The organism is Nocardia sp. NBC_01388, assembly GCF_045040085.1.
In the GTDB taxonomy this organism is placed as follows: Bacteria; Actinomycetota; Actinomycetes; order Mycobacteriales; family Mycobacteriaceae; genus Nocardia.
In genome coordinates this window covers 448,992-475,068 of sequence record NZ_CP109553.1, presented here as the reverse complement: position 1 = coordinate 475,068, position 26,077 = coordinate 448,992, and the positions used below count along the sequence as shown (strand labels likewise).

Below are 26,077 nucleotides of genomic sequence, written 5' to 3'. Positions count from 1 at the left end.
AAAAGTATGACGAGAGCTGGACCGACCCGCATTCCGGTGCAAAGGCGGGGGTGACGCGGCCTAGTCTGGGATCCGTGCGGAAAGCCCCTGTCATGACCCGACCGCGCCGTGTCGCGCGGCGCGCCGATGTGTACTGCGCGGCGGCGGCCGCGACACTCGTGGCCCTTGCCTTCCTGGTCCCGCGAATACTCAGCGAACGAGCGCGCGGACATCTCTATGCCGGCGCCGCGCCGATCTTCGGAAATTGGCTACCGCATGTGGGCTGGGGAACCGTTCCGGCGATCGCGCTGGCCGTACTGGTCGTGCGCTACGGACCGGATCTGGCGTACCGCCTGCCCTGGCGGCGCGCCCTGCTGCTCACCTGGCTGACGGCCGTCGCCTGGGCCTTCGCGCTCGCCATGGTCGACGGCTGGCAGCGCGGTATCGCCGGCCGCCTCACCACCCGCGACGAATATCTGCACGAGGTCGGCGGCGTCCGCGACATCCCGGCAATGCTGCGCGGATTCTCCGCCCGCATACTCGATTTCCAGCCCGACTCCTGGACCACCCATGTCTCCGGCCACCCCCCGGGCGCCCTGCTCACCTTCGTCCTCCTCGACCGACTCGGCCTGCACGGCGGCGCCTGGGCCGCCCTGCTCTGCGTCCTCGCCGGCTGCAGCGCAGCCGCGGCCGTCCCGATCGCCATCCGGGCCCTGGGAGCACCGAAAGACGCTGCCCGCCTGGGTGATTCCGGACTTATCGGCACAGTTGCCGCCGCAAGCAGCGGCAACTCGGACGGCCGCAATCTCGATGAGAGCAACTCGGCCGACCGTGGACCAGGCAATGGCAAGTCAGCCCTCGACATCCTCGTGGGCCGGGATGGTGACCGGCTCCGCGCCGATGACTCGATCCAGGAAAGCAGCAGCGCCGCCGATGCTGTGAACGCCGGACACTCGGCGGGCGAAGTCGGCCGAGCGGCAGGGGAATTCGCGAGTGATGCGGAATTGCGGGCGCGGGCGGTCATGCCGTTCCTGGCGCTGGCTCCCGCCGTCATTTGGATCGCGGTGTCGGCGGATGCGCTCTTTGCCGGGGTGACCGCGTGGGCGGTGGCCTTGCTGGCCATAGCGACTCGGCAGCGACCGCGATGGGTGCTCACCGCGCTGGCGGCCGGGGTGTTGTTCGGGTTCGGGATGTTCCTGAGTTACGGGCTGGTCTTGATGGCGGTGCCCGCGGCGGCGGTGCTTGTGGCGCGTACGTTGCGGCCCGCGGTGCCTGCACTGTTAGGTGTGCTGCTGGTCGTCGCGGCGTTCAAGGTGGCCGGATTCTGGTGGGTGGACGGTTATCACCTTGTGGTGCAACGGTATTACCAGGGCATTGCCAGCGAGCGGCCCTTCTCCTACTGGGTGTGGGCAAACCTCGCGGCGACGGTCTGCGCGGCCGGGCTCGCACCGATGGCGGCCCTGCACCGCGTCGCGCTCGGACTGCGGCTCAGCGCGCTCTGGGACCGCCCGGGCAGGCGGACGCCGACGCAGCTGACATCGCTCCCCTCGACCGTCATGACCTCGATGCCTGGCGCAGGAACTGCCGGCGCCCCGGCAACCTGGTCGCCGGAACCTGTAGGCAGTCGGGTGATCCACCCGCCGGAAATCGCGCCTGGCTCAGCGACACGCAGGTCGGACCCCATCGTCGAGGCGCCGATATCGAGGTCGGCCATCGCGACGGCCCCGGCGATGCGGGCCCCGGCAAATGCCATATCGCAGACGACTCCCTCCACTGCCCCGGCAATCTTCAGAGCAGCGCGTGCGGGCGCGGTTTCCGCGTTGCGGCGTTGGCAGGCCGTGGTGAATCCGGTGGCGCTGCTCGCCGGGGCGGGGTTGCTGGCGGTGCTGCTGGCTGATCTCAGCGGGTTGAGTAAGGCTGAGACGGAGCGGATTTGGTTGCCGTTCGATGTGTGGGTGCTGGCCGGGGCCGCACTGCTGCCTGCTCGCGGGGTGCGGGTGTGGCTGGCGGTGCAGGCGGCCGGCGCCCTGGTGCTCGTTCATTTCATTCTGACGAATTGGTGACTGTCATGCGCATTCTGGTAGCCGACGACGATGCTGTTGTCCGGGAAGTTGTTCGGCGATATCTGGAGCGGGACGGGCTCGAGGTGGTCGAGACGGCGGACGGGCCCGCGACGGCCGCGGTGCTGGCGCGCAATGACATCGATCTGGCGGTGCTGGATGTGATGATGCCGCCGCCGGACGGGATCGATCTGTGCCGGGCGGTGCGGTCGGGGCCGCGGCCTGGGACGCCGATCATTCTACTGACGGCACTCGGCGACGAGGACGACCGGGTGATCGGATTGCAGGCCGGGGCGGACGATTACGTGACAAAGCCGTTCAGTCCGCGCGAGTTGGCGCTGCGAGTGGCCTCGGTGCTGCGGCGCGCGAATCCGCCCGTCGTCGAGGAGGAGGTGCTGCGCAGCGGGGGCGTCGAGGTGCGGCGGGCCGCGCGGGTCGTGACCATCGACGGCGCGCCGGTCGAACTGACGGCCCGGGAATTCGATCTGCTGATCTTCCTGCTGGCCCATCAGCGCCGGGTGTTCAGCCGCGATGAGCTGCTCGCGCAGGTGTGGGGCTGGAGTTTCGGCGATCAGTCCACGGTGACCGTGCATATCAAGCGGTTGCGGGCCAAACTCGGTGCGGCGCATCGCATCGACACCGTATGGGGCCGGGGATACGCCTGGGGTCGCATCGATGCCGAGGAGGACAACCATGCCGACTGATATGCCGGGACTGATCGGGTATGCGCTGGCCGCATCGCTGCCGGTGGTGGGGCTCGGCGCGGTACTGCTGCGCTATCTCCGCAATCGCACGATGACCACGAGTATGGCTGTGCTGGTGCTGATTCCGACCCTGGCCACCTTGAGCGGGGTGGTCGCGGTCAGTGGGCTCATGTTCACCGCCGAGTTCGAGCGCTTCGCCGTGGTGCTCGGTGTGGTCACCGCGGTGACCGTGCCCGCGGCCGTTCTGCTGGGCCGGGCGCAGGCGCGAACGACGGTGTGGGAGCGGGAGATGCTGGAGCAGGAGCGGGCCGCGGAGCGATCGCGCCGCGAGCTGGTGGCGTGGGTGAGCCATGATCTGCGGACTCCCCTCGCGGGGATTCGCGCCATGGCCGAGGCACTGGCCGACGGGGTGGTGAACAATCCCGCCGATATCGAGCGATACGCGAATCAGATTGTGCGCGAGAACACTCGGCTCTCCGCCATGGTGGACGATCTGTTCGAGATGTCGAAGATCAACTCGGGCGCCCTGCGGCTCACCCTGGAGCCGGTGGATCTGCGCGAACTCATCGACGAGGTGCTGGCCGCCAATCAGCCGACCGCCATGCGCGCGCGAATCACGCTGGCGGCCAATCAACCCGGTGACCGGATCGTAGTGGCGGGCAGCGACCAGGCGCTGAGCCGCGTGCTCACCAATCTGGTCGCCAATGCCATCGCCCACACCCCGCCGGGTGGGCGCATCGACATTTCCACCGGCACCGACGATGGCCACGCCTGGGCCCGGGTCGAGGACACCGGTCCGGGCATCGCCCCCACCGACCTGCCCCGCATCTTCGAGGTCGCCTACCGCGGCACCTCCGCCCGCTCCCCCGCCGCCGCCGAACTCGGCAGCAGCAGCGGTATGGGCCTGGCCATCGCCGCCGGCCTGGTCGAAGCCCACAATGGCGATATCAGCGCCGAAAACCGCGAGCAGGGCTGCCGATTCCAAGTCCGCCTCCCCCTCCTCACCGCCGGCGACGCCAACTAGGGAAACGATCAAGATCACCAGGAAATGGTGGCGGCATTGTTCGAGTAGGCCCCGCCACCAGTTCCTGGTCGATGCTTGCTCCGGCCGATGCGATGATCCGGCAGGGGCGGCCGGTCCTGGCGCGAGAGGTCCCGGCGTGAGCAGCCGCCGACCTGGCGCGGGTGATCAGCGCCAGGTCGGGGCGCCGGTGCCGGAGGCTGCGCGAAGGGGTGCTGTCGCGAATTCGGTGAGGCCGCGGGCCGGGGTGATGGTCGCGGCGAATCCCAGTATGCGCCTGGCTTTTTCCGGGCTGGCTACGATGTGGCGGACATCGCCGGAGCGATATTCGCCCGTGACGACCGGGGCTTTGCCGCCGCAGGCCGCGGCCAGGACGGTGGCTACCTCGTTGATGGTGATGGGGTGGCCCGAAGCGACATTGAGGGTGGTGAAGCTGTCGAGGGGGCGTTCCAGGGCTGCCACATTGGCGGCGGCGATATCGCGGACGTGCACGAAATCCCGGGCCTGACAGCCGTCTTCGAAGACGCGCGGGGGTTCGCCGGCCTCCAGCGCCGAGCGGAAGATGGCGGCTACGCCGGAATACGGTGTGTCCCTGGGCATATCGTCGCCGTAGACATTGTGGTAGCGCAGTGCGGTGACGGTCGAGTCGGTCGCGGTGGCCCAGGCGAGGGCATAATGCTCCTGCGCGACCTTGCTGGCGGCGTACAGGCTGCGCGGGCGCAGGGGCGCGTCCTCATCGATCGGAGTCCAGTCCAGAGGCTCGCCGGACGGTGCGCGGTGGTCGAAGACCCCGCGATCCAGATCGGTCCGGGCACGCGGTCCGGGTACGAAATCGGTTGCGGCGCCGCGGTATCGGCCCTCACCGTAGACCACCATGGAGGAGGCGAGCACCAGATGACGGCAGTGCGCCCGGTCCATGGCGGCGAGCAGGACGGCGGTGCCGAGATCATTGTGGGCGGCGTACGCGGGGGCGTCCTGAGCACTCACCCCCGCGCCGACCACGGCGGCCTGATGGCAGACGGCATCGATCCCGTGCAGATGCGCGTCCAACCCCTCCGGATCGCGCACATCCACCTGGTGCACGCCCGGCGGCGGAGTGGCGGCGGCACCGTGTGCGGCCGGGAGCATGAGATCCAGGGCGATCACCTCGTGCCCGGCGTCCGCCAGCGCGCGGTGAATATGCGATCCGATGAAACCGGCTGCGCCCGTCAGCAATACCCGCATGGTCATGCCTTCCCGATATGGTTCCAGGTCATGCCGTCGATTCTGGACGCGACGGGGCCGTTATGCCCCTTCGCGTCCGGCGTGCCGCGGATTCGTCAGCGTTTGGTCACTCTCGCGGGCGGCGCGCGATGAGGGTGGAGCGGCTCAGGTATTTGCCCGCCCCGCCCTCGCGAATGCTCATCAGATCGTCGGCGATGACAAACCCGTAACCGACCGCCACCAGCACGATGAGCTGCCCCCAAGCCACCCAGGCCATGCCGATCGGCGCGGTCGCCATGACCGCCACGGCGGCGATGAGCCGCACCCACGGGCGCGGCAGTCCCAGCACCTGCCGGAAGAATGCCTGCCCGACGAAGTACAGCGCCACACCACCCGAAAGTGCCAGCGCGGCGGCCTTGCTCGCCGCTTCGTGACCGTGCGCGATGGTCATGCTGATTCCGGCGGCGGTCAGAATAATGCCGACCAGCAGCAGGTAGAAGGCGTAGTCGTAGCCCGCGACGGCGGCCTGGGTGCGCTCCGCCGTGGGCAGCGCGCCGAGGGCGTGTTCACCGCGTTCGTCATCGAGGCCGAAGAACGCCCACCACAGCACGTAGACCAGGGTCAGGCCGAGGGCGACGGTGGCGACCATCCCGACCGTAATGTCCTGTCCCGCAAGTCCGGTGCCGATAGCCACCACGGATTCGCCCAGTGCCACGATAATGACCAGGCCGTGCCGCTCGCAGAAGTGGCTGACCCGCACCACGAATCCGCCGCCGTGCACCAGATACGGCGAGAGGATCTGCACCGCGAGCGCCAGCGACCACAGCAGATAGCGCGGCCAGCCGTGAATGCATCCGCCCGCCAGCACCAGGCCCGCCGAGAGCGCGTTGAACGGGCCGATCCGCCGAATCCCGGCCGCGCCGTCCGTGCCCGAGGTCGCGAACATCAGGGCGTGCACGACGGTGATCAGCGCGTACGCGAGCCCGAATGCCAGCCCCGACCCGGTGAACGCGCCCGGAATCGACAGTGCCAGCACGAAGAATCCGAACATTCCGATGAGCAGCCAGGTGCGGCGAGCGGAGCTGTCGGGGGCCACCTCATTGGTGAGCCAGACATATCCGGCGTACATCCACCAGATGACGCCGAACATGAGCGCCACCTGACCGAGCGCCGCCCACCCCGGATGGTGGGTGAAGGCATGCGTCAGCTGCGTGATGGTGAAGACGAAGACGAGGTCGAAGAACAATTCCAGGGTGGAGGCCCGTAGTTGGCCGCCCTCGGCGACATCCTCCACGGCACCGGGATTTTCACTGTTCACGCAGCAGAGCGTAGGGGTGGAACGCCCCTCCTGACATTCCGACCAGCCTGTTCGATCGGAAGTACATCACCTGCGCACCGAAACCGCCGTGCCTACGGCCGGTCCGGGCGCGGGCCTTGCGCTCCGGTGCACCGCGGCGCACAATTCATCACGTAGTGAATTCAACACTCGATGAATTGAGGGTGACCGTGACGGCACCGAGCTCATCGCCCGCCATAGCCATCGAGCACCTGCGGGTGGATCGCGGCGGACGCCAAGTACTGCAAGACATTTCGCTGACCGTGCCGCAGGGCAGCATTACCGGACTGCTCGGGCCCTCGGGCTGCGGGAAGACCACGCTCATGCGCTGCATGGTCGGCACCCAGCTCACCGCGGCCGGTACCGTGCGGGTGCTCGGCGACGAAGCCGGATCACCCGCGCTGCGGCGGCGCGTCGGTTATGTGACTCAGGCACCGAGCATCTACGACGATCTGTCCGTCGCCGACAATGTCTCGTATTTCGGTGCGATGTACGGATGTTCGGCCGCCGAGGTCGAAGCCGCTATTGCGGCGGTCGGGCTCAGCGAGCATGCCGGAAATCGGGGCAATCAGCTGTCCGGCGGGCAGCGGACCCGGGTATCGCTGGCGTGTGCGCTGGTCTCGGATCCGGAACTGCTCGTCCTCGACGAGCCGACCGTCGGGCTGGACCCGGTGCTGCGCGCCGATCTGTGGACGCAGTTCCACGCGCTGGCGAAGCAGGGCCGCACACTGATCGTCTCCAGTCACGTCATGGACGAGGCCGAGCACTGCGATCGACTGCTGCTCATGCGCGAGGGCCGGCTGCTGGCGCAGCTCAGTCCGGACGAATTACGCGCCGACACCGGCGAATCCAGCCTGGAGAACGCCTTTCTCGCGCTGATCCGAATGGGAGAGAAGTCGTGACCGCCACCCTGTCGCGCCCGGCCGGGCCGAAACCGCTGCGCTGCTACATCGCCACCACCGTGCGCATTCTGCGCCAGCTGCGCGCGGACCCCCGCACCGTGGCCATGATTCTGCTGGTGCCCGCACTGCTCATGACGCTGCTGTACTTCGTGTACAAGAACTACTCGGTCATGCCGGGCGCACCGCGACTGTTCGACCGGGTCGGAATCACCATGCTCGGGGTACTGCCGTTCGTGGTCATGTTCCTCATCACCGCCATTGCCATGCAGCGCGAACGGGTTTCGGGCACGCTCGAGCGACTGATGACCACGCCATTGTCGAAGCTGGATCTGCTGGCCGGCTACGGCACCGCCTTCTCCATCGCGGCGGGAGCACAGGCCGCGATCGCCTGCGGGGTGGCGTTCTGGCTGTTGGATCTGCAGGCCGCCGGTAGTCCGTTCCTGGTGGTACTCATCGCGGTGGTCGACGCGGTGCTCGGTGTATCACTGGGACTGCTGGCAAGTGCGTTCGCGCGCACCGAATTCCAGGCCGTACAGTTCATGCCCGTGATCGTGCTGCCGCAATTCTTCCTGTGCGGGCTGCTGGTACCGCGCGGGCAATTGCCCGGCTGGCTGGAGGCCGTGAGCAATGTGCTGCCGCTCAGCTATGCGGTGGACGCGCTGCAGCAGGTGTCCGCGCACACCGGCGTCACCGGTCTGATGTGGCGAGATCTCGCGGTGGTCGCCGGATTCGCAGCTGTCGCACTGGGTCTCGGTGCGGCGACCCTGCGACGGCGCACCGCATGAGCGACGGCGGCAATGCCCGCACCGGCCGGCGGCCCGGCCAGTCCAGCACCCGGGAGGCGATTCTCGACGCCGCCCGGGTGCGGTTCGCCGAGGTGGGATTCGAGCAGGCCTCGATCCGATCCATCGCCACCGCCGCGAGCGTGGATCCCGCACTGGTGCACCACTATTACGGCACCAAACGGGAATTGTTCGCCGCGGCACTGGAATTGCCCTTCGACCCGCAGGTGGTGCTGGAACAGCTCGCCGCCACACCACTGGATCAATTGGGCGAGACCATAGTCCGGGCCGTTGTCGGCCTCTGGGACTCCCCCATCGGCACCCCCGCCATCGCCGCCTTCCGCAGCCAGCTGGGCAGCACGGACCCCGCGCTGGCACGCACCTTCATCCTGGACATCGTCCTCAAAGAGATTCGCCCCAAGGTGGATTCACCCCCCGGCACCGGCGCCAAGCGCTCGGTCCTGGCCGCCTCCCAGCTCGCCGGCCTGATGGTCACCCGCAAGCTGCTCCGCATCGAGCCCATCGCCTCCATGCCGGTCGACGAACTCGCCGCCCTCGTAGGCCCCACCCTGCAGCGCTACTTCACCGGCGATCTTCCGTAGCCGGACCCTGTGGCGGAGGTGTACTCCAGCCCTGTTGCTGCGGCGGCGCACCCCAACCCGGCTGCGGGCTGCCCGGCACACCCCAACCTTGTGGCGGCACACCTCCCGCTGCCGGCCCACCCGGCACGAACCCTCCCGGCAGAGGCGTGAATCCAGCTTGTTGAGGCACGCCGGGCGCATATTCGCCCCGCGGCGGCTGCTGCGGCACACCCCAACCCTGCGGTGGCACACCTCCCTGCGACGGCCCGACCGGCACGAACCCTCCTGGCGGAGGAGTGAATCCGGCTTGTTGAGCCACGCCAGGTGTATAGCCTCCCTGCGGCATCCATTGTGGATTCGGTTGCGGGACAGCACCGTAGGGAGTGTCGGCACGAGGACCGGCCGAAGTCGCGAGCACCGTCGATACCAGGGCCACGAGTGCAACCAATCCACCTGCTACCAGCAGCCAGAAGCCAGCTCCGAACCCACCCAACGTGACTGTGTTGTACAGCATCTCCTGGTCCACCACCTCCAGGACCAATATCCCGCCGGAGGCGAAACCCAGTGCGGCGCCTACGGATGCCAGCGGCCTGCCGAGCCTGGTCCTACCGGTGAACAAAACGATCGCGGCAATGACCGCGGTGACGGCCGAAATGGCCAGTGGCACGCCCTGCAATTGCGTGCTGTCCATCAACCACCAGGTGGTCACGTCGAGACCGCCGATCAATTTCAAGAAGGAACCGGCCATCAGCATCACCGCGAAAAGCATCGACAGCAGACCTGCGGCCACATCCAGACCCGACGGTCGCGGCTTCAGCGCCCGCCCCTGGGCGTCCCACTGCGGTGCGGGGCCGGAAGGTGTTGCGGCAAGCGCATTGAACAAACCCGCAAGTGCGCCGAGGGACACCAGAAAAGTCGCGATGAGCATCCAGAATGCCGGTCCGAACGTACAGTGTGGACCGTCCGCGATCATCGGCTGCGAACCAACCTCGAATATCAGTGTCAGGCTGACTCCGGCGGCCAACCCCGCTGCCGCTGCGCCGAAAACTCGCACCCTCCGACTTCGCGTCCCGAGGCCCGCGAGCAGCAGCCCTGCCGCCACTACGGCTACGACAGCCGCGAGCACCAATCCGATACCGAGCACCTGCCCGGAAGAACCGGGGCCGGAATCCAGCGGAAACGAGCTCCGATATTCCCATGGCCGCCATTGGGTGGTGAACGAAAACGCAGCCGGGAGGCCGTTGACGTTGCCGGAGGTGTTTTCGAATGTCATCAGCGTCAGAAACGACGCGACGACGAACAGCACCGCCGCGAACCCGAGCAGACCTGCGGTCACCCGGTCCGCAGCGCGTCCGCCGACAGGAGCATTCGGAACTCCGCCGGGTGGACCCTGTACCCACGGCGGCTGATTGTTCGAATATCCGCCGGGGCCATACGGACTCGGATACGAACCGGGCGACGGAAAAGTGCTCACCGCCGCAGACTATGCCATCGGCCGCGTCCCGGCGCGGCGCAAGTCGGTCACCGATCCCCTTGTCCGGCCGCAGAATTCAGCCTGACAAGGCAAAACGACTGAACCCGGAGCCGACAGCGGGAAAGTGCTCACCGGCGCACCGTATGCCATCCCGTGCGGCCCAGCCGGGCTGAGCGGAGGCTCAGCCCTGGGCGATGAGGGTGAGGTGCTCTTCGTCGCTGACGTCGCGGGCCTCGTCGGCGAGCAGGACGGGGATGCCGTTGTCGATCGGGTAGGCGCGGTGCAGGCGGGGGTTGTAGAGCACCGTCGCGCCCTGGTCGTCTCGGACCAGCTGCAAGGGGCCCTTGTCCTGGGGGCAGGCGAGCAGGGTGAGCAGGGTGGCGTCCAGGGTTTCCTCCGACATGATCGACAACCTACCGGTCCGCCGGGGTGAGCTCCGCATCGTGGGGGCTGCGACGGAACGAAATGTGCCGATGTCCGAAGAAACTGCCGAAGGCGACCAGGCCCATGACCATGACGGCGGCGGGCTTGCTCGGCGTGTGCAGGACCGAGACGGCGAATTGCAGGAGCGCCATATTCAGCACCATGCCGACCAGGTTCACGCCGACGAAGGCCACGAAGTCTCGCATGAGGTGCCCGCGCACCCGGAAGACCAGGGTGCGATGCATGACGAAGGCCACCACCATGCCGACGGCATAGGCCAGCGCCACCGAGAGCGCCGCGGCCACATCCTTGGAGACCACGCCCTCGAGCACGGTCAGCCAGACGATGGTGAGCACCATGCCCATGAGCGTGTTCAGCCCGCCGACCAGGGCGAAGGCGACCTCTTGCCGCCGCACCAGGCGCAGCAGCGGCCCGGCCGGAGCACTGTCCGGCTCACCCACAGCGGGCTGCCCCGAATCGATTTCGGTGCCCGCCGGCGTCACATCGCGGACCGGCCGCGTCACAGCGCCGCCTGGCCTCGTTACAGCGCCGTCCGGCCTCGTTACAGCGCCGTCCGGCCTCGTTACAGCGCCGTCCGGCCTCGTTACAGCGCCGCCTGGCCTCGTTACAGCGCCGTCCGGCGAAGTCGCCCTGCCGTTCGGCACGATGCCCCGGCCGTGCCCGGCATCCCCGTCCGGCCCGTCGGGCACGGCGGTTCCGGAGGCGGTTATCGAGCCGTCGGTGGTGGTCACGAAATCGAGTCTACGAGTTCGCGTTTCGGGTCCGGATCAACCAGGTCCGGCAGGCCGGTATCCTCGCCGCCGTCGTCACCGCGGCGACGCGTGCGGAGGTAGAGCCATTCCAGGACGCCGAGGCCCACGAGACCGAGGGCGGCCGCGCCGATTCCGATCTTCCAGCCCGGCGGACGCCAGGTGAGGTCGAGTTCGGCATTGGACGTGCCCGCCGGGATATCCACGGCCACAAAGGACTTCGCGACCGTGGTGAACGGGATGCTCTTGCCGTTCAGGGTGACCCGGTAGCCCGGCCAGCCGAGCCGGGCGAAGACGATGCGCCCGCCGGTCTGCGATGAGACGCGCACCTTGCTGGTGGCGTCGGTCTCCGAAATCGAGGTCGCGTCCACATTGCGGGCATCACCGATACGCCCGTTGACGGTAGAGATCAAGCCGTTGTCGCGTTCCAGGACCCAGATGTACTTCTCGTGCCCGGGCGCTTCCACAAAATGCCAGCCGTGCGGCGCGGGCTGATTGCCGGCGTCCGGGAACATGGCCTTCTGCAGCACGATTCGGTCGATCAGCATGAGATCGGCGAGGGTGCGGCCGGTGGTCGGCTCGGGGGTGAACATGCGGCGGTACGAGTCGGGGCAGACGCCGCCGTCCCAGATCATGCAGAGCATTTCGCCGAAGTAGAAGTAGCCGTTGGGCGTATAGCCATTGACGTAGTTCTGCTCCAGGTCCTTGGCGTAGTTGCCCCAGACCAGCGACCCGTACGCACCCTCGAGGCTCTTGTCCGCGGGCTGCAGCAGGCCGCGATCTCCGAGCTGAAGTGTGGTGCCGCCCTGGAACTTCGGGAATGCGGCCTTGGCCTCCTCCCGGTTCGCGGGCAGGTTCCACGACATCGGCGTGGGCTGCACGCCCGCCACCTGGAAGTAGGCGATCGGGAACATGGCGACAATGGTCAGCGCCACTGCGGCCGAGACGCCCCGGGTGCGGGCCAGCCACACCACGGCCGCGCCGAGCAGCGCCACCACGACCGCCGAGAGCACATGCCACAGCACATCGTGCGGATCGGCGGAGAAGGTGCGCACCCACAGCGCCAGGATCAGCACACCCGCCGCGATGGTGCGATTGCGCCAGCCGCGCACGGTGCCGAAGCGGCCGAGCAGGACGCACACCAGCACCAGCAGTCCCAGCGCCAGCATGGGCAGGACGCGGGCGGGCCAGCGCAGCGGTCCGATGGTGCCGGGCCCGGCGGTCCACATGAGCATGATGATCGCGAACAGCGCGAGCGAGGTGAACTGCTTCCACTGCGCGCGGGCGGCATGCCAATCCACGAAGGCCAGCGCCGGGATCAGGAACCAGGCGATGTAGACCATGGGCAGCGGCTGCACATAGCCCCACCACGAGTTGAACGCCGGCAGCGTGCTCGGCAGGCTGGCATTCAGCGATTCCGACCACGGCACCGTCAGGAACTGGTCGTTATTGATCTGCGAATTGCCACGCCAGCTCACCTGGGCCGACAGCATGCTGGGCAGGAAGGTGATCAGACCCGCCGCGCCCGCACAGGTGGCGGCCGCGGTCAGGCGCGCGAGCGGCATCCAGGAGGCGCGGCCGCGCCACACCAGTTCACCGACCGCGACGGCGACCAGCATGATCGCCGATTCGACCGCCGGGAACACGTACTGCACCGAGATGGCCAGGTACAGGAAGACGAAGACCGGGATGGGCCCGCCCTTGCCGCGCGCATAGCGGACCGAGGAGGCCCACGCGTGAATCATCCACGCGGTGCCCGTCATCGCGGTGAACCAGCTGGCCTCGTCGAAGAACAGGAAGAAGCCGGTGAACGGGAAGGCGACGCCCGCCACCGCCGCCCACTGCGGGCGACTGTTGTAGGCCAGGCACACTCGGTACACGCCGAGTCCGGCGATGATCGCGAAGATCATCTTGACGATGGTCGCGTAGACCGCGAGGTTCGGCACCGAGGGCGCGATCAGATCGATCAGCAGCTGCGGCGGGTTGAAAAGCCCCGCCTCCTCATTGGTGTAGTTGCCGGACATCCACTGCTCCGGGCGCAGCAGCGGGAAGTCGCCGTTGCGGAAGGCGCGACCGAAGAACACCCATAGTCCGCTGTATTGGGATTCGGTGTCATCGGTGTAGAAGTGGCGGGCGTTGGCGAGCAGCACCGCTATGTATCCGAGCGTCACACCGATCGCGGTGACGAAGCCCCAGCGGTACGCCTCGCGCCTGGCCGAGCGCTCCTGCGGCACGGGTCCGGTGGTCTCCGCCACCGTCGAAAATGCACTTTCCACCACGAGTTCCAGACCCTACAGGGCGTCGCGTTGGCTGGCATCAGGCTGTGCGGCAATGATGTTGTGGTGATCATCCGCTGCCCCGAAAGCTGCTACCCGCACCGTGTTAGAGTTCAGCGCGGCTCGGGCTCTGTCGTTCGGCGTGAAGTACCGGCGCGCACCGTCATCGAAAGTCGATTCAGCTGATGCCGATTCCCCCCGCACACACCCCTCGGCCCCGTACCGACGCGAGCGTCACCGCCGGTCCCCCGGGACGAGCGCGGGTGCATGCCGTGTCCGTGGTCGTACCGGTGTACCGCGGCGAGGACACCATCGCGGCGCTCGTCACCGAACTCGACAAATTGAGCGGGACGGTCACCACGCCCGCCGGTGCGAAGTTTCAGGTGGACGAGATCATCCTGGTGCACGATCACGGCCCGGATCGCTCCGATGTGGTGCTGCAGGAACTCGAGCAGTCCTACCCGCAGGTGCGCGTGGTCTGGATGAGCCGCAATTTCGGGCAGGACGCGGCGACCATCGCGGGCATGGCGGCCGCGGGCGGCGACTGGACCGTCACCATGGACGAGGACGGACAGCACGATCCGGCGTTCATCGGTGAATTCCTGGACGCGGCGATGCGCGAGCGCGCCGATCTGGTGTACTCCAAACCGGTCAATACCCGGCCGCACGGCTTCCTGCGCAATATCACCTCGCGCGGCGCGAAGATCGTGCTGGCGACCCTGTTCGCCTTCCCCGATTCCACCCGGTTCGAGAGCTATCGGCTGATTCGCGGCGATATCGCGCGGCAGCTGGCACAGGTGGCGTCGAACGGCGTGTATCTGGATGTGGCGCTCACCTGGGTGGTGAGCGATGTGGCGCAGGTGCCGGTGCACTTGCGCGCCGAGGGCCGCGAGGAGTCCGGGTACAACTACCGGCGGTTGTTCTCGCTGTTCTGGAAAATGGTGCTGTGCAGCGGAACTCGCGGCCTGCGGCTGGTGAGCATGCTGGGCGTGACGCTGGCGCTCGCGGGCGGCGTGATGGCGGCGTGGGTGGTCTATCACGCGCTCACCGACAGCGGCGACGATCCGCAGGGCTGGGCCTCGCTCATGACGGTGCTGCTGCTGGTGTCCGGTGCGCTGCTGTTCTCACTCGGCCTGATCGCCGAGTATCTGGGTGTGGCGCTACACGTGCTCGTGGGCAAACCGCTGTATTTGACGGTAGATTCGCCGACGCCGCGCCCGGCGCAACCGGTTTCGGCACAGGATTTCCAGTACAGCAACGCAGGAACGAGGGGGATCGACCCGGGTGAGCACTGACCGCATCATCTTCAGCCGTCCGTTCCGCGCCACGCGCGAATTGGCGAATGTGGAGGCCGTGCTGTCCTCCGATCACAGCCACGGCGACGGCCCGTTCACCGCGGCGGCCACCGCGAAGCTGCGCGATATCACCTCCGCGCCGTACGCGCTGCTGACCACCTCGTGCACGCATGCGCTCGAAATGGCCGGGCTGCTACTGGAACTCGGGCCCGACGACGAGGTGATCGTCCCGAGCTTCGCCTTCACCTCGACGGCGACGTCCATGGCATTGCGCGGGGCGACAGTCGTTTTCGCCGATATCGATCTCGAAACCGGCAACCTGGATCCGGAGTCGGTGGCCGCGGCCATCACCCCGCGCACCAAGGCCGTGGTGATCATTCACTACGGCGGTGTGGCGGCGGATATGGAAGGGTTGCAGGCGCTCGCGGACGCGCATGGCGTTGCGCTCATCGAAGACAATGCGCACGGGCTCGGGGGGCATTGGCGCGGCCGGCCGCTGGGGACTATCGGCACCGTGGGCGCGCTGAGTTTCCACGATACGAAGAATGTGCACTGCGGTGAGGGTGGGGCGCTTTTGCTCACCGATGAAATCCTCATGGCGCGTGCGGAAATCGTGCGGGAGAAGGGGACCGACCGAGCGCGATTCCTGCGGGGCGCGGTGGACAAGTATTCGTGGCAGGACATCGGGTCGAGCTATCTGCCGAGTGAGCTCAATGCGGCGGTGCTGGATGCGCAATTGTCGGAGTTCGACATCATTCAGGCCAATCGGCACCGGGTATGGAACTCGTACGCCGCCGCACTTCCGGAGTGGGCGGGCCGCAACGACGTCCGGCTGATGACGGTCCCCGAGGACCGCGATCACACCGCCCACCTGTACTACCTCCGCGTACCCACCGAAGCGCGCCGCGACGACCTCATCAAACACCTGGGCGCCCAGGGCATCTCAGCCCCATTCCACTACATCCCCCTGGATTCCAGCCCGGCCGGACTGAAGCTCGGACGCACCCCGACACCATGCGTCCGCAGCGCGGAATTCTCCGGAACCATTGTGCGCCTGCCGCTTTGGCCTGGGCTCACAGAAGAGCAGATTGCGCGGGTTGTCGAAGGCGTAGCCAGCTTCACCGTCTGAGGGTAGAGAACAAAGACAAAGAAGCCTGGACAAGAAGAGCTGAAAGATAAAACCCGAGTATTCTGAATAGCCTTATATCACAACAGAATTCGCCTTTCCGGGTCTGTTTTCCGGGAGTAGAATAAAGGCATGGAATCAGGGGGAGAATCCGCAATCGCGACCGGTGCATCAGCACTGGTCGCTGCGGTCGAATCCCTCACCAACCTGTCGTTGATTCCGGTGCCGGACACCGACATTGTGGCGTTGATGCAGCAGATCGAAACCTGCACTCGCCGGTTGGCGTCGGTGCAACGGGATCTGATCGTGCAAGCCTGCGCCCGGTCATTGCCCGCTCTCAACGGTTCCGGTAGCCCGGCGTTGTATTTGCAATCGGTCCTGCATATCTCGCACGGGGATGCGATCAACCGGTGGCGTGCCGCTGAGGATCTCGCGGTGTGGCACCGGGTCGGTGACGAGCCCGACCCGGCCCCGGTGCTGCCGAACGCCGCCCAAGCCCTCGACGAGGGGGCGATCTCCCTCGATCATGTGCGGGTGATCCGGCAGGTCATGAACCGGTTGCCGGGCAAGGTCGCGCCCGAAGCCCGCGCCTACGCCGAGAAGCAACTCGCCTTCCAGGCGCGCGCCCTGGACCCGACACATCTGCCGAGGATCGGGGAGATGATCCTGGGTTTCCTGGACCCGGACGGCAAGCTCACCGAGGACGCTGATCGGCAGAACCAGCGCAGTGCGGTTCTGAGCCCGCAACGCTACGACCTGATGTCCACCCTCACCGTCGAACTCACCCCCGACGCCCGTGCGGCATTCGATGCTGTCATGGCCAAGCTGGCCCGTCCCGGTATGTGCAACCCGGCCGACAAGGAAAGCCCGTGGGCCGAGGACGAGGACAACCCGGTGCCCCGGGATGTGCTGGAGGCGTGCGCGGCCCGGGACGAGCGCAGCAAGGCCCAACGCCAGCACGATGCGTTGCTGGCGGTGTTGCACCCGGACTTCAACCCCGCCAAGCTGGGATCCCATCGTGGGCTGCCGGTCTCCACGATCATGACCATGAGCATCGAGGATGTCGAACGCGCTGCGGGGGTGGCCACCACCGCCACCGGTGGGCAGGTCCCGGTCGAGAACGCCCTCCGGTTGATGGCCCGCCACTGCAAGACGTTCGTGCTCGTGAAGAACAAGAACGGGATGCCGTTGCATATCGGGGAAATCCGGTTGGCGAACCCGGCACAACGGTTGGCGTTGATCGCCACCGAACGCGGGTGCACCCGCCCGGGGTGCTCGGCTCCGGCGAGTATGGCCGCGGCCCATCATGTGACCGAGTTCAGCAAGGGCGGCCCCACCGATATCGAAAACCTGACCTTGGCGTGTGATCACTGCCACGCCCTGGTCAAAGACGGGCCACGCGGGTGGAAAACCATCAAACTCGGTGCGGATTCGGATTTTCCGGGCCGGACGGCGTGGATCGCTCCGGCGCATGTGGATCCGTCGCGGACGCCGCGGGTCAATCACCTGCATCACCCGGGGGAGTTGTTGACCGAGGTTCCGCCGTCGCTGCGGCCTCGCAGGGTGTGTCGTGCCTCGGGATTGTCACCGGTGCGGTACCGGGTGCTCGGCCGGGCCGTCACACCCCCACCGCGACAATAGGTTCCCCCGCCTCTGGTGTCACCGGCAGGTTGTTCCTGTCGGTGCTGGAGGTCGTTGCCGCATCGGCTTTCAGGCCGGTTCGCTCGCCGAACAATGACAACCCCACCGCGACAACAGGTTTCCCCGCCCCGGACGCGTACCCGCAGGGCGGCAACACCACCGAGGGCCACCACCGAATCTGCCCGCCCACCGGACCACACCACCAGACCGCGAGTCTTCCCTGCCGCTGCTGCTGCCCCTGCCGCTGCCGCTGCCGCTGCCGCTGCCGTTGTCGCTGCCGCTGCCGTTGTCGCTGCCGCTGCCGTTGTCGCTGCCGCTGCCGTTGTCGCTGCCGCTGCCGTTGTCGCTGCCGCTGCCGTTGCCGCTGCCGCTGCCGTTGCCGCTGCCGTTGTCGTTGCCGCTGCCCCCTGTCGGCCTGATTCCCGCTCCTGCTGCACGCCGTTGCCCGACGTGGCCTTCCGGGTTCTTGTTCTTCGATTCCTTGTTTCCAGGCGTCCTTGTCTTTCGCCCTTTGTCGTTTCGGCTCTTGCCTTTTCGTGTTGTGTCTGTGAAACCGGACCACAGCCGGTCGACCCCGCTGGTACCGCAGGTATCTCCTCGGCCCGGAAGGTCAACCGGGTACCCCACCCCGGCGCCACCAGCACGGCCATCTCGGGCCCTGCCCGCACCCAGAAACCCACCACCGCCCCTCGGCGCAGGCAACCCAGGTGCACCGACGGCCTCTATACCGAAACCGCCGGTGCACCTGGGTTGCCTGCCTCCCGGACAGGGTTGATCAGCACGGGGTGCGGGCAAAGCCCGAGATGGCCGTGCTGGGCACGTGGGGAGCCGTACCCGGTTGACCTCCCGCAGTTAGGACGAATACCTGCGGTACCAGCCGAGTCGACCGGCTGTGGTCCCGTTCTCGAGAACAAAACACGAAAGACAAGGACTCGAGACCAAAGATGAAGGGCGCGAATATGGTTTGGGGGGTCAGCCCTTGGCTTGGGCGATCAGGAGGTGGCCTGGGATTGGTTTGTGGTCTATGGGTCGGTCTTCTACTGCGAGGCCGGAGGCTTCTAGTGCTGCTATCACTTCTTTGGCCGGGCGGAGGCGGAAACCGTACTGGGTGAAGGGCATTCGAGCCATTGCTTCCGGGTCGCCTATGCCGATTACGGCCTTGCCGTGTGGGCGCAGGACTCGGGCGAGTTCTGCGCAGACCTGGTCCAGTTCGGGGACGAAGTAGATGGTGTTGACGGTGATGGCGGCGTCCAGGCTTGCGTCGTCCAGTGGGAGCGCGGTCAGTGAGCCTTCATCCACCCTCAACCGTCCGGCCGCGATCTGAGTCGAGAACCCGGACCTGGCCCGGGTCAGCATGTCCGGCGAGATCTCGATTCCGTGCACATTCCCGGTCGGGCCCACCTGCTCGAGCAGCAGTGAAATCCCCACACCTCCGCCGAACCCGATATCGGCGACGGTCTCCCCTACCTCTGGCGCCGCCGCCCGCACTGCCTCAGCGATCAGAAACCGATTGGTGCGATTGAGCAGCACCGCGGTCCCCTTCCCCAGCAATCCGTGTGGATTGCCGAGCTGACCGGCGACAGTGGACAACACGCGCGCTGCGAGGGGATTCACCTCACCGATCGTACCGACTGCACAGTCCGGAGACTGGAAGAAGAAACCGCCTCTGCCGAATTGTCGGCAAAGGCGGTTCTCGGCTGCGGTCGTGCGGCGAAGCGGTTCGAACTAAGCGAACAGGCGGTCTGCGATGTCCTGGGTGAGGATTTCGTAGGTGTCGGATTCGCGGTTGTGCCACCAGGTTCGGTCGCCGGGCTGGGGGCGGCCCGCGGCCTGGACAGCGCGGGTGGAGGGGCGGTAGGTGGAGCTGCGGGGGATATCGTCGACCACGTAGATGAGGTCGGGGCGCTGGTCGGGGGCCAGGTGGTCGAGTGCCTCGGTGGCGTCCTTCGGGGTCAGACGGTGGCCTTCGCGAATGCTGACGGCGGCGACAGCCAGAGTGCGGTTGCCCGCGGGGAGTCCGTAGGCGACTTCCAGGTCCACGGCGGTGATGTCGTTGAGGGCATCGACGATCGGCTGGGTGTAGACAGGGCCGCGCGTTGTGCGAATCACGGTGTCGCTGCGGTCCATCAGCCAGTAGTCGCCGTCGCTGTCCCGGCGGAAGAGGTTCTCCGTGGGCATCCAGGCATCACCGGGGGTGAAGACGCCGCGCAGCCCGCCGGCCGAAAGGTCGACGGTATCGGAGACGGTGCCGATGAGCAGGCCCACCTCGTTATCGGCGCAGCGGCGGGCGAAACCCGAGTCCTCGACAATGATCTCGTTGGCGAGCGCGTCATAGGCGATGAGCTCGACCTTGGCGGTGCCGGGCACCGGACGGCCCTTGCTGCCGATCTTCGCGCCGGACACATTGGCCAGCACCACATCCCCCTCGATGGAGGCGTAGAACTCGAGCACTCGCGCCGGAGCGAACCGATCCTGCGCCCGCCGCCACAGCCCGGCCGGCATACCGGAGCCGATGAAGAGGCGGATCGGATGCGGATGACCGTTGGGGAAGGTGTCGGCGTCGAGAATGTCGCGCAGCATGGTCCAGGTGTAGGTGACCACGGTGACGCCGTAGCGGTGCACCTCGGCCGCGAACTGCGCCGGATCCAGGGAGCGGGCCAGTGCGATGCGGCTGCCACCGGCCACCGCGCCACCCAGACTCACCAGTAGACCGGACGAATGGTGCAGCGGCGCAAGGCAGTACACCGTGTCGTCGCGGCCCAGATCGGCGGCGGAGGCGGTGCCGAACGCGGACAGCGCCCAGCGGTGGTTGGTCACGTACTTGATATCGAAGCGGTCGCCGGTGCCCGTGACCAGAATGAACGCCAGCTCGCGCGCCAGGCCCGGATTCGGCTGATACCAGGACGGCACCGTCACCTGCGCCGGATCGACCTGCTCCAGATCGGTCACCACGCAGTCCTGCGGGATATCCAGCGCGCGGGCATCGCCGCCGCCCAGCACCAGGACCCGGCGGCCGGTAGCGGCCGCGGCACCCAGGTTCTCCGGATCGGAGACAATCAGCTTGGCGCCGGTCAATTCGACGATCTTGGACAGTTCGCTACCGGGCGCGAGCAGCACCGCCACCGCACCGAGCCGCGAGAGCGCGGCAATGGCGACCAGGGCGCTGGGCCGGGTCTCCATGACCACACCGACCCGGGTGGCAGGGCGCACACCGGCGGAGATGAGGCCGCGCACCACATTGTCGATGCGCTCATTGACCGCGGCATGCGTATGCACCCGGTCCTCGAACAGGAACGCTTCCCGCGCCGGACCGCGTCGCGCCTGCTCGGACAGTAGGCGGCCCAGCGAAACTCGGGTGTGCGGCTGGATCATGCCCAGGCGGGTGAGCCGCGGCAGCGCACGCGCCGCCTCACCGGAGAGTTCGACGGTGCCGCGCAGCGTCTGCCCGGCCACACCCTCGATGGCCTTGCCGAGCTCCGCGCCGGCCTCGGCCAGACTGCCGACGGCGTGCACCGCACGGGTCAGTCCGGTGGTCGGACCCTTGCGGGCCACCTCGTGGCTCATGGGCTGGATCTGCTCGGGCAATTCGCCGCGACCGCTGAGCCAATTCACCCAGTCGCGCACCTGCGGCCAGGTCTGCTTGGTGGCGGTGGAGCCCGAGACAAGCCCGAAATGTCCCGCTACCACACTGGATTCGTACACATCGGCATTGGGCGCCGCGCGCACGATGCCACGAACGGCGGCGGGCTGGCCGATATCGTCGACCTCGCCGACCACCGCCAGAATCGGGCATTTCAGATCGGCGAGCGAGATGGGCTGGTCGCGAATGACGAAACCGCCCAGCATCATTCGATTGTGCTTGATGAACTGCGTGAGCAGATCGGTGAGCGCGGGCCCCGGATAGCCGAGCCAGCCGTCCGCTTCGAGGAAGCGGCGTTGCCGTTCCCTGGGCAGCAGGGCCTCCCGGTCGTGCAGCTGGCGCAGGAAGTCCAGCCGGGACTTGACGGTCTTGACCGGGTCCAGGGCCTGAAAGCCCAGGCGCACCATGGAATCGGTGATCGGCAGCCGGTTGAGCACATGGTCGGCGAGGAAATCGGCCGCGCCCTGCGCGAGTCCGTAGGGAATGCCGAAGGGCATGCCCGCCACCGCGTCCACGGGACTGCCGAAGGTGACGATGGACTCCACGCCTTTGCCGAGGCGATAGGCCGCGGTCTGATAGGCGAACATGCCGCCCTGCGAGTAACCCATGAGATGCACACCGCGGCCGGTCAATTCGTTCACGGTCTCGATGGCGCTGTTGACGGCCAGTACATGGTCGGCGAGGTCGCGGTCCCAGCCGCCCTCCTCGGTGGTGGGTGAGCCGAAATCGACCACCCAGCAGTCGATTCCGCCCTCGTGCAGTATGCCGACCGCCCCGTCCGAGCCGTTCACATCCCAGATCTCGGCGGTGACCATGAGTGGGGGCACCAGCAATGCGACCGGTCGGTCCGAAGGGGCACTCGCCGCGGATGCCGCAGTGGCATCGGGGAAGTAGTGCCGCAGCCGGTAGGTGCGCTTTCGCTCGACGATCTCGTACGGCGAGGATTCGATGTCGTGAACCAGTCCCCCGAACCGGATCACCTCGAGCCCGTTCTGTGCGGTTGCCACGAGGCGCGCCAGCGGCCCCACAACGGACTTCGTATTGAATTTCACGGCTTTGCTCCCAGACCTACCCTGCTCGTGACCTGCGTCATCCGCCCCGACGCGTTCAGATGAGCTTGCCATATGGCCACCCTACTGCGCGGCGGCTGTGACCAGTTCCATGAGCGGCTCGAGCAGGCGGGTGCGTCGGGACAATCGCGTCGAGCAAAAGGACAGCCCGGTCGGTTCAGCTATTTCTGTGAATATGCGAATGGGGCCATCCGCGACGGCACTCGGCCGGTCAGCACGCTGGTCTAATGCCCGCTAGGGACGATTGCGGAGCCGCTGCTGCGATGCCGCGAAGCCCGACACGACGGCGATAGCAATGCGCCAGACATCATGTTTATGCATTCCGCTGCGCTCGCACGATTGCGCGATCTACCATCGGTATCGCTGGAACGCACTGTCGCGCTTACCTTTTCACTCATCATGTCTCCGCAGGCCCGTATTCGGACCTGCCGTATCGCCGTGGACTCCACCGCTCGTGCAACGCGGTGGCCCTTAGAAGGTGAGGACCGCAGCATGACCATCGAAATGCCCCTTCAGACTGAAAACGGCCATCGGAAAACCCTCAGTACCACCGCCGCCCACCAGCTGGCGCACACCACCAAATCCGAACCGCAGATGCAGGGCATCAGCTCCCGATGGCTGACCCGCAATCTGCCGTGGACACAGGTGAAGGGCGGTGTGTATCGAGTCAACCGGCGCCTCACCCACACCGTCGGCAACGGCGAGGTCGAATACATCATCAACGGCCCGAACGCCCGGGTCATCCCGCTCGAACTGCAGGAGCTCCCGCAGCTGCGCGGCTTCGATGACGAGGAGGTGCTCGCCACCGTCGCCGCACGCTTCGAACAGCGCGACCTCCCGCCCGGCACCGTCGTCGCCGAATTCGGCAATCCGATGGATCAGGTACTGCTGATCGTGCACGGCAAGCTCAGCAAGATCGGTACCGGCGAATACGGCGAGGCCACCAAGCTCGGCATGCTCGCCGGCGGCGACTTCTACGGCGACGAGACGCTGATCGATCCGGACGCCATCTGGCCGGTCACCATCAAAACCGTCACGCCCACCACCGTTCTGGTGCTGACTCGCCCGGCGCTGCTGCAGCTGTGCGACAACATCCCGGCACTGCAGGAGCATCTGTCGGCCGTGGCCAATGTGCCTGCCGCGCCGCAGAACAAGTTCGGTGAGGCCGAGATCGTGGTCTCCTCCGGCCACCACGGCGAGCCGGTCCTCGACGGCACGTATGTCGACTACGACTCGCAGCCACGCGAATACGAACTCAGCCTCGGCCAGAGCGTATTGCGGGTGCACACCCGCGTCGCCGATCTGTTCAACGATCCGATGGACCAGATCGAACAGCAGCTGCGCCTGACCATCGAAGCCATGTACGAGCGCCGTGAATACGACCTCGTCAACAATCCGGACTTCGGGCTGCTCAACAACTGTGATCTCAAGCAGCGCATCTACACCGAGTCCGGCCCGCCGACCCCGGACGATATGGACGAGCTGCTCAGCATGCGGCGCAGCACCAAACTCTTTCTGGCGCACCCGAAGGCGATCGCCGCATTCGCCCGCGAGTGCAATAAGCGCGGGCTCTACCCGGACCCGGTAGAGGTCGACGGCCATCGCGTGCCGGCCTGGCGCGGGGTGCCGATCTTCCCGTGCGGCAAGATCCCGGTCAGCGACACCTCCACCACGTCCATTCTCGCCATGCGCACCGGCGAGAAGGATCAGGGCGTCATCGGCCTGCACCAGACCGGAATTCCGGACGAGTACGAACCCAGCCTGAATGTGCGATTCAAGGGGATCGACGATCAATCGATCATCTCCTACCTCGTCAGCTGCTACTACTCGGCCGCCGTCCTGGTCCCCGATGCGCTCGGCATTCTCGACAATGTGTCGATCGCCCGTCAGTCCGACTGATCGGAGCCGGCCATGTCGGTGCTCTCACGCGCCGCGGCGCCGCCCGCCACCCATGAGGTGGCGGCGGCGGTCGCCGCGCTGCTGAAGTCCTTCGACCCGAATGCGCCGTCCACCCTCGTGCTCCCGGAGGGACCGGATTCCACCGGCGCACTGGATGATCCACGACTGGGCGAACCCGATGGCGCCGAGGCGCATCTCTCGCCGAAACGGTTGCTCGGCCCCATGGGGTTGGGGTCCGCGAGCCTGCTGGTGAATCTGCCCACGCTGGACGCGATCGCGGGAATCGCCGATCAGGCAGCACATCCGAGCACACCCGCCGGGGGCGCGGTACCGGCCCTGCGGCCCGCGACACCGAAACCCGGTGCCGGGCAGCCACTTCGCCCGATACCCCGGGCGAACAGCGCGGGATTCGTGCCCGCACCACCTGCCCCGGCGCGGACCGGGGCACCGAAAGCCACCGGACGGGCCGCAACCAGTCCGCCGACGGGAGCCGGCTCAGCGGCGCGAACCAGCGCGCCGGTGGGAAATAACACGCCGAAGGCCACAAGCTCATCGGCGGCGGCCGGCACTACGCCGGGGCGAATCCCCCTCGGTTCCAGCGGACTCGGAGCTCCGTCGGCACTCCGTCGACCGCGCGCCGCGGCGCGCGCTCCGGGAACGAAAGCACCCGGAGCGGCGGTGCCGAGTACTCCCGGAGCCGCGAGCGTTCCGGGAGTTGGCGCGCCGAGCGCCTCGGATATCGCAATACCGAAGTCCACTCCGCTCGCCGCCCCCGCCGCCACTCCGGCGGCGGGGGTGGCGCCGCCGGTCGAGAGCCGTGCGGTGCGGACTCCTGCGCGTCCGATATCGCACGGCCCCAGCGGAATCGGCACCGCGTCCGCCCTTCGGACGCAATCGGCGGGGTCGGCGATTCCGACGCTGTACTGCCCGCCGCCGGTGCGGGACGATCCCACGCTCGCGGCGGCGGTCAATACCGGAATCATCGCCTGGGCACAGGAGATCGGGCTGTACGAGGGCCGATTGGACGATCTGCGCAAGGCTGATTTCGGGCGCTTGATCATGCTGGCGCATCCGGACTGCGATGATGCGGACCGGCTGCTGGCAGCGGCCAAATGCGCGGTATCGGAGTGGTCGGTGGACGACTACTACTGCGAGGAGGACGCCAGCGATCTCGCACCGGACGGCAGTCGCTCCCGCGCCGCCGCCGAACTCGGGCCCCGGCTCGAATTGGCCGCCGCCGCAATGGATCCGGTGCATCTGCCGATCCGGTATCAGGCACAGGTCGAAAAGGCCATGCAGAGTGATCCGATTCTGCGCGCCTTCCGCACCTCGTTCGAACATCTGTCCCGGTACGCCTCCCCCACCCAGGTCGCCCGCCTGCGGACGGAGATAGCGGGCTGGTTCATCGCGCTGTGCGCGGAGGCCGGCTGGCGGGAGGCCGGGCGGATGCCCCCGGTCTGGGAGTACCTGCTCAACCGCCAGCCGCACAGCTTCCTGCCGTGCATGGCGCCCATCGACGCGGTCGGCGGCTACGAGTTGCCCGCCGCCGAATACACCGATCCACGGGTCCGGCGGGTGGTGACCACGGCCGCGCTGGCCAGCCAGATGGTGAACGACCTGTACTCGATGGCACGCGAAGACCTTTCCGGCGGAAGGGAATTCAACCTGCCGACAGTGCTCGCGGCCGAGGAGATGTGCTCACGCCGAGAGGCGGTGCAGCGCACCGCACAGGTGCACGACGAACTGGTGCACCGCTTCGAAGCCGAGGCGGGCGCGCTCGCCGCCGGCGGTTCCGCCGAACTGCGCCGCTTCCTGGGCGGTCTGTGGGCCTGGATGGGCGGCAATCGCGCCTGGCATGCCGACAGTCGGCGATACAACGAAAGCGACTGATCCCC

General features: G+C 67.3%; 19 protein-coding genes. 11 read left to right on the top strand and 8 right to left on the bottom strand.

Annotated elements, in window-relative coordinates; genetic code table 11:
- Positions 1-92 precede the first annotated feature (92 nt).
- From OG716_RS02215 to OG716_RS02205, 3 genes are read left to right on the top strand one after another with little or no spacing between them, the layout of a single operon-like run.
- Positions 93-2,042: a hypothetical protein gene (locus OG716_RS02215; RefSeq protein WP_405136033.1), complete on the top strand. Its 1,950-nt coding sequence runs from the start codon at positions 93-95 to the stop codon at positions 2,040-2,042.
- Positions 2,043-2,047: 5 nt separating this feature from the next.
- Complete coding sequence (locus OG716_RS02210) at positions 2,048-2,743, top strand: response regulator transcription factor (RefSeq protein ID WP_405136032.1); 696 nt, start codon at positions 2,048-2,050, stop codon at positions 2,741-2,743.
- On the top strand, positions 2,733-3,767 hold the full coding sequence (locus OG716_RS02205) for a sensor histidine kinase (RefSeq protein ID WP_405136031.1): 1,035 nt from the start codon (positions 2,733-2,735) through the stop codon (positions 3,765-3,767). Before OG716_RS02210 ends, OG716_RS02205 begins: the two co-directional genes overlap by 11 nt.
- A gap of 165 nt (positions 3,768-3,932) precedes the next feature.
- Here the strand turns inward: OG716_RS02205 and OG716_RS02200 are convergent, their stop codons facing one another.
- Both OG716_RS02200 and OG716_RS02195 read right to left on the bottom strand, forming a co-directional pair.
- Positions 3,933-4,988: an NAD-dependent epimerase/dehydratase family protein gene (locus OG716_RS02200; RefSeq protein ID WP_405139462.1), complete on the bottom strand. Its 1,056-nt coding sequence runs from the start codon at positions 4,986-4,988 to the stop codon at positions 3,933-3,935.
- A 106-nt stretch (positions 4,989-5,094) separates the two neighbouring features.
- A complete protein-coding gene (locus tag OG716_RS02195; protein ID WP_405136030.1) occupies positions 5,095-6,285 on the bottom strand; it encodes a low temperature requirement protein A in 1,191 nt (396 codons plus the stop codon).
- 188 nt (positions 6,286-6,473) lie between these two features.
- Between OG716_RS02195 and OG716_RS02190 the strand changes: the two genes are divergently transcribed.
- Genes OG716_RS02190 through OG716_RS02180 form a run of 3 tightly spaced genes read left to right on the top strand, consistent with a single transcriptional unit; the run spans position 6,474 to position 8,589 of the window.
- Positions 6,474-7,205, top strand: a complete 732-nt coding sequence (locus tag OG716_RS02190) for an ABC transporter ATP-binding protein (protein WP_405136029.1) — start codon at positions 6,474-6,476, stop codon at positions 7,203-7,205.
- Positions 7,202-7,990, top strand: a complete 789-nt coding sequence (locus tag OG716_RS02185) for an ABC transporter permease (protein WP_327140754.1) — start codon at positions 7,202-7,204, stop codon at positions 7,988-7,990. The genes OG716_RS02190 and OG716_RS02185 overlap by 4 nt, the downstream gene beginning before the upstream one ends.
- Entirely contained in the window at positions 7,987-8,589 is a 603-nt protein-coding gene (locus OG716_RS02180; protein WP_405136028.1) for a TetR family transcriptional regulator, read from the top strand. Before OG716_RS02185 ends, OG716_RS02180 begins: the two co-directional genes overlap by 4 nt.
- On the opposite strand, the gene OG716_RS02175 is transcribed toward OG716_RS02180, so the two are convergent.
- The 4 genes from OG716_RS02175 to OG716_RS02160 all read right to left on the bottom strand — a co-directional run bounded on the left by OG716_RS02175 (position 8,570) and on the right by OG716_RS02160 (position 13,406).
- Positions 8,570-10,042, bottom strand: a complete 1,473-nt coding sequence (locus tag OG716_RS02175) for a hypothetical protein (RefSeq protein WP_405136027.1) — start codon at positions 10,040-10,042, stop codon at positions 8,570-8,572. The genes OG716_RS02180 and OG716_RS02175 overlap by 20 nt on opposite strands.
- A gap of 181 nt (positions 10,043-10,223) precedes the next feature.
- Complete coding sequence (locus tag OG716_RS02170; protein WP_405136026.1) at positions 10,224-10,445, bottom strand: Trm112 family protein; 222 nt, start codon at positions 10,443-10,445, stop codon at positions 10,224-10,226.
- A gap of 10 nt (positions 10,446-10,455) precedes the next feature.
- Entirely contained in the window at positions 10,456-10,989 is a 534-nt protein-coding gene (locus tag OG716_RS02165; protein WP_405136025.1) for a GtrA family protein, read from the bottom strand.
- A gap of 224 nt (positions 10,990-11,213) precedes the next feature.
- Positions 11,214-13,406, bottom strand: a complete 2,193-nt coding sequence (locus tag OG716_RS02160) for a hypothetical protein (protein WP_405139460.1) — start codon at positions 13,404-13,406, stop codon at positions 11,214-11,216.
- Positions 13,407-13,774: 368 nt separating this feature from the next.
- On the opposite strand from OG716_RS02160, the gene OG716_RS02155 reads away from it, so the two are divergent.
- The 3 genes from OG716_RS02155 (at position 13,775) to OG716_RS02145 (ending at position 17,573) form a co-directional block, all read left to right on the top strand.
- Positions 13,775-14,806, top strand: coding sequence for a glycosyltransferase (locus tag OG716_RS02155; protein ID WP_405136024.1), 1,032 nt, complete (start codon positions 13,775-13,777; stop codon positions 14,804-14,806).
- Complete coding sequence (gene rffA, locus OG716_RS02150) at positions 14,796-15,935, top strand: dTDP-4-amino-4,6-dideoxygalactose transaminase (protein ID WP_405136023.1); 1,140 nt, start codon at positions 14,796-14,798, stop codon at positions 15,933-15,935. The genes OG716_RS02155 and rffA overlap by 11 nt, the downstream gene beginning before the upstream one ends.
- 129 nt (positions 15,936-16,064) lie before the next feature.
- Positions 16,065-17,573 (top strand): DUF222 domain-containing protein, encoded by a 1,509-nt coding sequence (locus tag OG716_RS02145; protein ID WP_405136022.1) that lies wholly within the window; start codon positions 16,065-16,067, stop codon positions 17,571-17,573.
- A 972-nt stretch (positions 17,574-18,545) separates the two neighbouring features.
- Here the strand turns inward: OG716_RS02145 and OG716_RS02140 are convergent.
- The gene (locus tag OG716_RS02140) at positions 18,546-19,187 is read right to left on the bottom strand and encodes a class I SAM-dependent methyltransferase (RefSeq protein WP_405136021.1); all 642 of its coding nucleotides are present in this window, start codon (positions 19,185-19,187) and stop codon (positions 18,546-18,548) included.
- Positions 19,188-19,298: 111 nt separating this feature from the next.
- Positions 19,299-22,265, bottom strand: coding sequence for an AMP-binding protein (locus OG716_RS02135; RefSeq protein ID WP_405136020.1), 2,967 nt, complete (start codon positions 22,263-22,265; stop codon positions 19,299-19,301).
- Between the two features lie 510 nt (positions 22,266-22,775).
- On the opposite strand from OG716_RS02135, the gene OG716_RS02130 reads away from it, so the two are divergent.
- Positions 22,776-24,182 carry a family 2B encapsulin nanocompartment shell protein gene (locus tag OG716_RS02130; RefSeq protein ID WP_405136019.1) on the top strand — a complete coding sequence of 469 codons (1,407 nt, stop codon included), beginning with the start codon at positions 22,776-22,778 and terminating at the stop codon, positions 24,180-24,182.
- 12 nt (positions 24,183-24,194) lie between these two features.
- A complete protein-coding gene (locus tag OG716_RS02125) occupies positions 24,195-26,072 on the top strand; it encodes a family 2 encapsulin nanocompartment cargo protein terpene cyclase (RefSeq protein WP_405136018.1) in 1,878 nt (625 codons plus the stop codon).
- The last annotated feature ends 5 nt before the right edge of the window (positions 26,073-26,077 follow it).